9 protein-coding genes and 1 riboswitch are annotated in these 9,913 nt (G+C 62.0%); of the genes, 6 read left to right on the plus strand and 3 right to left on the minus strand.

Annotated elements, in window-relative coordinates:
• Positions 1–96 precede the first annotated feature (96 nt).
• From NZM16_RS10325 to NZM16_RS10335, 3 genes are all read right to left on the minus strand, one after another.
• Complete coding sequence (locus NZM16_RS10325; RefSeq protein WP_295449736.1) at positions 97–732, minus strand: NADH-quinone oxidoreductase subunit B; 636 nt, start codon at positions 730–732, stop codon at positions 97–99.
• Between the two features lie 19 nt (positions 733–751).
• Complete coding sequence (gene iscX, locus NZM16_RS10330; protein ID WP_295449716.1) at positions 752–961, minus strand: Fe-S cluster assembly protein IscX; 210 nt, start codon at positions 959–961, stop codon at positions 752–754.
• 249 nt (positions 962–1,210) lie between these two features.
• On the minus strand, positions 1,211–2,707 hold the full coding sequence (locus NZM16_RS10335; protein WP_295449719.1) for an aldehyde dehydrogenase family protein: 1,497 nt from the start codon (positions 2,705–2,707) through the stop codon (positions 1,211–1,213).
• A 314-nt stretch (positions 2,708–3,021) separates the two neighbouring features.
• Here NZM16_RS10335 and icd point away from each other — a divergent pair, with 314 nt between their 5' ends.
• From icd to NZM16_RS10365, 6 genes are all read left to right on the plus strand, one after another.
• Positions 3,022–4,251 (plus strand): isocitrate dehydrogenase (NADP(+)), encoded by a 1,230-nt coding sequence (icd, locus tag NZM16_RS10340; protein ID WP_295449722.1) that lies wholly within the window; start codon positions 3,022–3,024, stop codon positions 4,249–4,251.
• 352 nt (positions 4,252–4,603) lie between these two features.
• Positions 4,604–5,086, plus strand: coding sequence for an MOSC domain-containing protein (locus NZM16_RS10345; protein WP_295449723.1), 483 nt, complete (start codon positions 4,604–4,606; stop codon positions 5,084–5,086).
• A 290-nt stretch (positions 5,087–5,376) separates the two neighbouring features.
• Positions 5,377–6,009, plus strand: a complete 633-nt coding sequence (locus tag NZM16_RS10350) for a redox-sensing transcriptional repressor Rex (protein WP_295449725.1) — start codon at positions 5,377–5,379, stop codon at positions 6,007–6,009.
• A 446-nt stretch (positions 6,010–6,455) separates the two neighbouring features.
• Positions 6,456–7,133 (plus strand): deoxynucleoside kinase, encoded by a 678-nt coding sequence (locus NZM16_RS10355; RefSeq protein WP_295449727.1) that lies wholly within the window; start codon positions 6,456–6,458, stop codon positions 7,131–7,133.
• 201 nt (positions 7,134–7,334) lie between these two features.
• Positions 7,335–7,479: riboswitch (SAM riboswitch) on the plus strand.
• A gap of 217 nt (positions 7,480–7,696) precedes the next feature.
• On the plus strand, positions 7,697–8,923 hold the full coding sequence (locus tag NZM16_RS10360) for an aminotransferase class I/II-fold pyridoxal phosphate-dependent enzyme (protein ID WP_295480269.1): 1,227 nt from the start codon (positions 7,697–7,699) through the stop codon (positions 8,921–8,923).
• Positions 8,924–9,457: 534 nt separating this feature from the next.
• Positions 9,458–9,682, plus strand: a complete 225-nt coding sequence (locus tag NZM16_RS10365; protein ID WP_295449732.1) for a hypothetical protein — start codon at positions 9,458–9,460, stop codon at positions 9,680–9,682.
• Positions 9,683–9,913: the final 231 nt, after the last annotated feature.

The following is a 9,913-nucleotide window of genomic DNA, read 5'->3' on the forward strand; positions in this document are numbered from 1 at the left end:
GAGGGGCCATTGCTCTCCAGACTCACTTCGGTTCCTCAAATCCCCAGTTTATAACTGGACAAAGCACTAGAAGTCGCCCATGGCGGATCTGATTCGCTAAGGCGAAGATTCCGGCAACGACCCCTGACGAGCCTGCAACTCCGCCAGGCGGGCCCGGATCTCGGGCAGGCGCCGCGGGTCGATGAGGTCAGGCCCCAGAATCGGGACCGGGATCGCCTCGGATTCGCCCCGCTGATACCAGGGGACCGATCGAACGGACTGACGCTCGATCTTCTCATACAGCTTCAGCAGGCCGTGGAGCAACGCCTCCGGCCGGGGCGGACAGCCCGGCACATACACATCCACCGGGATGAACTTGTCGATACCGGAGACCACGTTGTAGCCCTCCTTGAAGGGGCCGCCGCCCGTGGCGCACGCTCCCATGGAGATCACGTATTTCGGCTCCGGCATCTGGTTATAGAGGCGGACGATTTGAGGGACCATCTTCTTGGTGACCGTCCCGGAGACGATCATGAGGTCCGCCTGACGGGGACTTGGCCGCATCAGCTCCGAGCCGAACCGGGCGATGTCGAAACGGCTGGCCGCGGCGCAGATCATCTCAATGGCGCAACAGGCCAGGCCGAACATCATCGGCCAGACCGAGCGCTTGCGCCCCCAGTTGTAAATCGAGCTCACGAACCGATCGATCGTGGTGACGAAGACATTGTTGCGGAGCTCAGAGGGGATCGGCATCGTGTTGAGATCGCGCAGTTCATCCATGGGCGAGCACCTCCTCCAGCCATTCCCGCTGGATTTCCTCCAGCCGCAGGGGATCTTTCAAGCGCGGATCATCCGCGAAATCCGGCAGGGCAACCACCCACCGATGGAGCGTCTCCCAATCCACGGATAAAGGATCCACCCCTGGATGGGCTGCCCGCAGCGCCAGCGCAATGGGGTAGGCATCATCCCAGTAAAGCGGCATCACGTGAATCTTAGCACAATCTTGAGGAATAAGGCGAATTTTCCTGATCGCAATCGCAGTTACGCCATTGGGAGCCGGAGAGAAAACATCTTTCGGGGGCAGTGCGGGGGCCGAAGGCCCTCCGCATCGCCCCCGAAAACCCCCAAAGGGATCCTCTGTCCGCGGCTGGAAAGGCTGTGGGCAGGGGGAGGGGCACGGCGGCGCTGTGCCCCAGCTCCCAAGCTGAGGGGGAGCTGCCCGCAGCGTTCGCTACTGGATCGGGACCTGGCCGAAGGCGGTGGTGTCGATCTGGGCCCGCTGGAGCCGGCCGCTGTAGTCGACATAGACCGCCTTCCACTCTGTGAAGAACTCGATAGCGGTCAGCCCGGCTTCCCGATGGCCGTTACCGGTCCCCCGGGTGCCTCCGAAGGGGAACTGGATCTCCGCCCCGGTGGTGCCATGGTTGATATAGACGATGCCCGTGGTGATGTCGCGGATCGCCTGGAAAGCCCTATTGACATCCTGGGTGAACAGGCTGCTCGAGAGGCCGTAGTTCACAGCGTTGTTGATGTGGATCGCCTCTTCGAGATCCTCCGCCTCGATGATGGAGAGGACCGGGCCGAAGATCTCCTCCTGGGCGATCCGCATGTCCGGCTGCACCTGATCGAAGATCGTCGGCTCGTAGAAGAACCCCTTCCCGTTCACCTTGATGGGGTTGCCACCGCACAGCAATCGGGCCCCTTCGGCTTTCCCGATCTCCACGTAACGGTGCACTTTCTGCACCGCGGCCTCGTTGATCAGCGGCCCCACATCCGTGGTCGGCTCCAGGCCGTTCCCCAGGCGCAGCCGCTTCGCCCGTTCCACCAGCATCTCGGTGAACTTCTCCTTAATGGGCTTGTGGAGGATCAGCCGGGAGCAGGCCGTGCAGCGCTGCCCGGTGGTCCCGAAAGCCGCCCACAGGGTGGCCTCGAGGGCCAGTTCCAGGTTGGCATCCTCCATCACGATGATGGCGTTCTTGCCACCCATCTCCAGAGAAACCCGCTTGAGATGCCGGGCCGCCCGAGCGTAAAGGTCCCGCCCGACCTCCGTGGATCCCGTGAAGGAGATCGCTTTCACGGTGGGATGCTCCACCAGGGCGTTGCCCACCGTGGGGCCCGGGCCGATCACCAGGTTCAGGACCCCGGGGGGCAAGCCGGCTTCCTCAAAGACGCGCACAAATTCCGCCGCCGTGGCCGGGGTATCCGTAGCGGGTTTGAAGATCACCGTGTTGCCAGCAACCAAGGCGGGGAAGATCTTCCATGAGGGGATCGCGATGGGGAAGTTCCAGGGGGTAATGCACGCGACAACGCCGATGGGATCCCGCACGGCCATCCCGAATTTGTTCGGCAACTCCACGGGGGCGGTGTAGCCCAGAAGCCGCCGGCCTTCCCCTCCGATATAGAAGGCCATGTCGATCGCTTCCTGGACGTCGCCCCGGGCCTCCGGGAGCACCTTCCCCATCTCCTGGGTCAGCAGCCGGGCGATCTGTTCCTTCCGCTCGACCAACAGTTGCCCCACGCGATAGAGGATCTCTGCCCGCTTAGGTGCAGGGACCTTCCGCCACTTCTCGTAGGCAGCCGCCGCCGCCTCCACGGCCGCTTCCACATCCCGCTCATCGGACTTCACCACCTCGGCGATCGGTTCCTCGGTAGCCGGGTTGATGTCCAGATAACGAGCTTCCGAACGGGATTCCACCCATTTCCCGTTCACGTAGTTCTGGACCAGCATAGGAGCCCCCTTGGCGCACAGGGTTGCGTTGAGGATTATAGGCCTGGCCGGGAGCCTGTGTCAACGGACCTCCGCATCTTCCCACGAAAACCCATCTGGGATTTCAGTAAACCCTGATGCTTTGTGTTAGCAGGAGTTATCCGTGGAGCCGGGCGCCTTCGGCGCCCCGCTCCCCCCCCAAAAAGCCACGGGAGGGGAAGAGGCACAATACCACCCACCAAAGCGACGCGAGGATTCTCAAAGGGAAGATACACAGACAGCAAGTTATGTTATGATATAATCGCCTGTGACAAGATTCACATGAGGTCGGCGCCATGTTCACCCATGTCCGCGTGCCGGAAGACGGGAAGAAGATCGAGATTCGGAACGGACAGCTGGTTGTGCCCGATTATCCCATCATCGGTTACATCGTTGGAGATGGGACGGGGCGAGACATTATGCCGGCGGCGATGAAGGTCTGGAACGCTGCCGTGCAGAAGGCGTATGGCGGTCAACGGAAGATCGCATGGGTCCGCCTTTATGCCGGGGAGGATGCAGAGGAGCTTTACGGTGAACGCCTCCCGGAGGAGACGCTACGTGCGATCCGGGAGTTCGTGGTGGCCATCAAAGGTCCCCTCACCACCCCCGTCGGTTACGGCTGGCGCAGCATTAACGTCCAGCTCCGTCAGAAGCTGGATCTCTACGCCTGTGTGCGGCCGGTCAAGTGGTATCCGGGGGTTCCTTCCCCTCTGAAGGAGCCCCACAAGGTGGACATGGTGGTGTTCCGCGAGAACACGGAGGATGTCTACGCCGGGATCGAGTGGGAGGCGGGGTCTCCGGAGGCCAAGCGGGTGGCGGCGTATCTGAAGCGGACCTTCAAAATCACCCTGCCGCCCAACGCCGGCATTGGCGTCAAGCCGATCAGCGAAGGGGCGACCAAACGGCTCGTGCGCAAAGCGATCCGCTATGCGCTGGAGAACGGCCGGCGCAGCGTCACCCTGGTCGGCAAAGGGAACATTATGAAATACACAGAGGGCGCCTTCATCCGCTGGGGCTATGAAGTGGCTAAGGAAGAGTTCGGCGACGTGACCATCACGGAAGCGGAAGTTGCGGAAGGGAAGCCTGCGGACGGGAAGATCATCATAAAGGATCGCATCGCCGACGCGATGTTCCAGCAGGTCCTCCTGCGCCCCGACGAATACGATGTGATCGCCACCCCCAACCTGAACGGCGACTACCTCTCGGAAGCCCTGGCGGCGATGGTGGGCGGCGTCGGGATCGCCCCGGGGGCGAACATTGGGGATGGGCCGGCGGTCTTCGAAGCCACCCACGGCTCAGCCCCCAAATACGCGGGGCTGGACAAGGTGAACCCAGGCTCGCTGTTGCTCTCGGGCGTGATGATGTTCCGCTACCTCGGATGGAATGAGGTCGCCGACGCCATCGAAGCGGCGTTCACCCGGACCATCCAGCAGAAGATCGTCACCTATGATTTCGCCCGCCTGATGGAAGGCGCCCGCGAGGTCCGCACCAGCGAGTTCGCGGATGCGGTGGTTGCAAATCTGTGATTCGTAGATTTAGAAGAGGGCGGATCGCTACGGTCCGCCCTCTTCTTACATTCGACACGCCCGACTGGGCAGGCCCGCTCTCCGCCTCACCACTGCCCTTCGGGTTGCGGGAGGCGGAGAGGGGAGAGGTCGTAGGGCCATCCGCCTGTCTCCCACACCGGAGCGAGTTTCTCCCTTCCCCGGCCCTCGGAGCCGCCTGGGGAAGAGGGAAAGGTGGGATTGGGATTCCCCCTCATGCGGGCTGTCTCGCTTCACCCCCTCCTGGGGTGACCGCCCAGCCGATCCAGGTCGGGCGTTAAGGGCATCTGTCCCATCTCTTAAACCCGGCGATCCATCATCCGGAGGTCTGCCAATGGACACCCCTGCCCCGACCGTAGTGGCCCTGTTTCGCTGTCCGGGTCACCGAGCCCCGATGGAGCCCATGAGCGAAGTGTGGGTGGAAGCCAACTGGGGCATCCAGGGAGATGCCCACGCTCGTTCCAATTCCTCTCGCCAAGTTCTGCTGATGGATCGGGAAACCCTGGAAGCGCTGGGCTTGTGGCCCGGGGCGGTGCGGGAGAACATCACCCTTCAGGGGCTCCCGTTTCATCAGCTTCGCCCCGGCGATCGTCTCCAGATCGGAGAAGCCCTCCTGGAGATCACCCAGCCCTGCGCTCCATGCGGCCGGATGGACGAGATCCGCCCTGGACTTCAGGAAGCCCTGCACGGCCGGCGGGGAATGCTGGCTCGCGTCTTACAGAGCGGATGGATCCGCTGTGGAGATCCAGTGCGCTGGCTGAAGAGGCCAGATCGCCACCCAGATGAAAGATCCCCATCGCGAAGCGGCAGTGCTTAGCTGCGGACGGATGGAGACACCATGGCAACGGCCCCTCTCCTCCTCCCCAACGGCTTGAATGTCCCCACAGCGATCTGCTTGGTCGGAGCCCATCCGAGGATTCGTTCGGGATCAGTCCCCGGCAGGGGATTAGGAAGCGCGGCAGGCAGCTTCGTCCCCTGGCCTGCCCGCTGTCCTTCCCCAAAGCCCCAGGGGATGAGGAGCTGCGCAGCTCCTAATGAAATTCCCAATTTCACAAATTTGTGATATACAAGTTCTGGAACCTCCAAACCGGAGTGGGGGGGGTGGACATGGCTTCCGTTCGCAAGGTGCCGAACATCGTCATCGGGCGGCTCCCGGTTTATTTGAGGGCCTTACAGGTCATGGCGGCGGAAGGGCGGGAAGTCACCTCCTCTCAGGAGCTCGGGGAGCGTCTGGGGATCAGCTCCGCGCAGATTCGAAAGGATCTCTCCTATTTTGGGACCTTCGGGAAACAAGGGACGGGCTATCGAATCCCGGACCTGATCCATCGCCTCAAACAGATCCTGAGGGTCGACCGAACGTGGGATATGATCCTGATCGGAGCGGGCAACCTGGGGCATGCCCTGGCCCAGTATCAGGGCTTCACCCCTCGAGGGTTCCGGCTCGTGGCGATTTTCGATAACGATCCGGAGAAAATCGGACGGCCGATCGGGCTCCATGTCATTCGGGACGTGCAGGAACTCCCAGCCTTCGTGCAGGAGCATCGGATTCAGATCGCCATGATTGCGGTTCCTGCTTCAGCCGCCCAGCAAGTGGCGGATCTCTGCGTGGAGGCCGGCATCCGCGCGATTCTGAATTATGCTCCAATTCACCTTAAGGTCCCATCCGGGGTCCTGGTTCAATATATCGACCCAGCGATCCACCTGCAGCAAATGACCTATTACCTGGACGACCAAACCTGATATTTCGAAAGGAATTCAGCCAGTCACGATTTCCTTTCCCCTCCTTCCCAAGACGCGAAGCATCGTGGGAAGAGGGATTCAAAAACGTTTAGGATGGTAGGGCGGACGGTGAAGCCATCCCCCCACCATCCCAAACCCCTGCCTGCCATCCGTCCGGCCAGCGGCTCGTGTTCCGAACATGAGTCAAAACTTCCGGGGCTGGGGCCCCCTGAAGGCGGTGTCCCAGATCGGAAGTAGCCCTTGGCGTTATCGCTCTTTTTCCCCAAACCATCCAGCAACAAGTCCGGCGTGTGAAAGGAGAAGTCTGGGAATGGGACAGGCAACAAGACCCCTGCCCACCCCGGGCCTCCGGTTTGCAACCGGCCGTTCGACTCAGACCTTGATGTGGGATGGAGATAGCACCCCTATCAACCCCCGAATGAACCCAGTCCAGACGGAGCGAAACCATGACCGATCATTTGCTCCCCGGAAAAAAGTTCATCGCCATCGCGGGGAACATCGGAGTGGGGAAATCCGCGCTGACCGAGCGGCTTGCCATGGCGCTCGGATGGGAGCCGTTCTTTGAGGCCGTAGATGACAATCCCTATCTGGCGGATTTCTATCAGGATATGGCCCGCTGGAGCTTTCACTCCCAGATCTTTTTCCTGGGACGACGGCTTCGGCATCATGTTCTCCTGTTGCAACGGTCCCACTCGGTGATCCAGGATCGCACGATCTATGAGGACGCGGAGATCTTCGCCAGAAACCTGTATGAGCGGGGAGATCTGAGTGAGCGGGATTGGCGGGTTTATCGAGAGCTCTATGAGACCCTGCTGATGTTTCTCCCGCCTCCCGACCTGGTGCTCTACCTGCGGGCCTCTGTTCCGACCCTGCAACGCCGCATCGCCCTGCGGGGCCGCGCCTTCGAGCGGACGATCTCCTTGGATTACCTGGCCCGCCTGAACGATCTCTATGAGGAGTGGATCCGGCGCTTTGATCTGTGCCCTGTGCTCACCATCCCGGCAGACCGGCTGGACTTCGTTCAACATCCTCGCCATCTTCGTCTGATTGTAGACAAGGTGATCGAAAAACTTCAGGGGAAAGAGGAAGTCACCTTCGATGATGCCCCGGAGATCTTCTCTTAGAGGAACTAGAGGGGCCGATTCCCCTCTCCTCGGAAGGGCTGGCAGCGTTTGCCGGATCTGGAAAACGAGAAGGCCTGCCTGGCCGCCATGATTTGCGCGAATGGATCTCCTTTGCTATACTTTTGGATAAATCTCAGGCGGCTTGCTGTTTGGGGTCTACGCATCCGGGCAAGCCGCTTCGACAACCAAATAGGCGTGCCGCTCTTATCCAGAGTGGGTGGAGGGACCCGGCCCGAGGAAGCCCCGGCAACCTGCCCGCGGAAGTCCGCGGCCGACCGGCGAACGGCCGCGCGGGTAAGGTGCCAAGTCCGGCAGAAGCGTTCGCCGCGCTTCTGGGAGATAAGGGTGGCCTGAACTCCAAGGCCCCTTTGCCCAGAAGGGGCCTTTTTGTTTATAGGGGTTATGCGATAGGAAGCCGGTCAGATGAGATAGAAGGCCTCCCTTCCTGCCGCCCTTTGGGCTGTGGGAAGAGGGAAGGGGTCTTCACGGACTCCCCCGGTCAGGGCTTGCGGTGTCCATAGGACTCGAATTCACAGCACGGGTTCGCAAAGGAGGCGCCGGCGATGGACGTGCAGACCGAAACCGGATGCACCATCCAGACCGAGACGCGAGGACCTTCCACGCTCGCGGTTCATGGGGGCGGAGAGCGCCACAACCCCTACCATGCGGTGGTTCCCCCGATCGTCCAGACGGCTACCTATGCCTTTCGAAACACCGCCGATCTCATCGCCTTCCAGGAAGCCCGGCAGTGGGGGGAAGCCCACGACCGGGTGGATTATGGCCGCTATGGGAACCCCACGGTGGCGGCTTTGGAAGCCCGCGTGGCCGCCCTGGAAGGAGCGGAGGCCGCCGCCGCCTTCTCCACGGGCATGGCGGCGATCACCGCCATCCTCTTTGCTTTCCTGCGCAGCGGCGCCCATCTCATCGTCACCGAGGACGCCTATCGTCGCACCCGTCAGTTCATCCTCCAGTTCCTTCGTCGCTTCGGCGTGGAGGCCACGGTGGTGCCCATCGGGGACTTCGAGGCTCTGGAATCCGCCATCCGTCCGAACACCCGCCTGATCTTCACCGAGACCCCCACGAATCCCTACCTTCGCGTGGTCGATCTGGAACGGCTGGCCGAGGTTGCCCGCCGGCGACGCATTCGGACGGTCGTGGACAGCACGTTCGCCACGCCGGTCAACCTGCGCCCTCTGGATTACGGCGTCGATCTGGTGGTCCACAGCGCCACCAAATACATGTGCGGCCATAATGATGCGATGGCCGGGGTGGTCGCCGGATCGGCCGAGCTGATCGCCGGGCTGCGGGAGATGCAGGCGATGATCGGGGGGATCCTGGACCCTCATGCGGCGTATCTGGTCCTGCGGGGATTGAAGACCCTGGCCCTGCGGGTGCAACGGCAGAACGAAAACGGCATGCGGGTGGCGGAGTTCCTGAGCGCCCATCCAAAGATCCGCCGCGTCTGGTATCCCGGGCTCCCCTCCCACCCAGATCACGCCGTCGCCCGTCGGCTGATGCGCGGCTTCGGAGGGGTTGTCACCTTTGAGGTGGCGGCCGATCGGGAGGGCACCTCCCGGTTCATCGACGCCCTGCGAATCCCCTATATCGCTCCCAGTCTGGGAGGCGTGGAGAGCTTAGTGGAGCAGCCGGCTCTCATGTCCTACTACGAGATGGAGCCAGAGGATCGCATGGCCATCGGCATCACCGATTCCTTGGTCCGCCTCTCCCTGGGGATCGAAGATGCGGACGATCTCCTGGCGGATCTGGATCGGGCGCTGGCCCACGTTTAGGCACCGGGAAGGAAACAAGGAAACGGGCGATTCCGCCGCCCGTTTCTTCATTTACCCCGCGAATTCCTAAAGATTGGACGCTGGACAAGCCGGGCACATCGCTTTCTGCTCGAACCCTTCCCTTGGGCTGGGCCAGCCCCTCCTCCCTTCTCCCCCTCCCAGTGGCCCTCCGGGCCGCGGGGAGGGGGAGAAAAGCGAAGGACCCTTGCCTCCGCCCCGCACCCCGAAGCCCCCCAACCCTCATAGACTGGTCGCGTCATTCGCCAGGAGGGACTTGTTGGGGTCGGGAAGGCCGCCTTCGGCGGCCTTCCCGGCCTCAGCATTCTCGTTCTCCCCCTCCCCATGGCCCTTGGGGCTGTGGGGAGGGGGGAGGAAGGGGGTGGGGCAGACCCTCCATCCAGTTATGCAACGGGTCTCATGAAACGAGCCAGGGCATTGAGCTATGTCCATCTTCTTGTGTGATGAAACTCACTCTTCTGCATTCTCCCCCTCATTTAAGATGGAAGTGATGATTCTTTACAGGGGGAGCTTCCCATGGCGGCGTGGTATCTAGTGGAAACCCGTTACTGTCCGATCCTGCGGCAGGAAGTGGGATTGTTTGAGCAGCGGATCTATCCCCGCAGCGATCACATTTCGGACATGGCCTATCGGGTGATCGCCCGTCGCTGCTCCCACGATCTCATCTGCAACGCTGATGATCATATCCACTGCCGATGGGCCTATACGAACCCGGCGTGGGATCCCTTCGAAGAGGCCTAAGAATCGCCAGCTTGTTCCCGGTTCACCTAGTCTTTGTCCAGTGATAAACTGGGGATTTGCGGACCCGTAGCGAGTCCGGAAGGCGAGGGCCCCTCCCCCCTTTCTCCCCCCTCCCCGCGGGCCCCAGGGGCGGGGGGGGGGGGCCAGGGCGGACGGGCGGGGGGGGGGTACGGAAAAAACCCATTTATTAATAGGAAAAACACAAGGGGGGCCGGGGACCGGGGGGCGAGT

The sequence above is a fragment of the Thermoflexus sp. genome (assembly GCF_025055495.1).
Taxonomy (GTDB): domain Bacteria; phylum Chloroflexota; class Anaerolineae; order Thermoflexales; family Thermoflexaceae; genus Thermoflexus.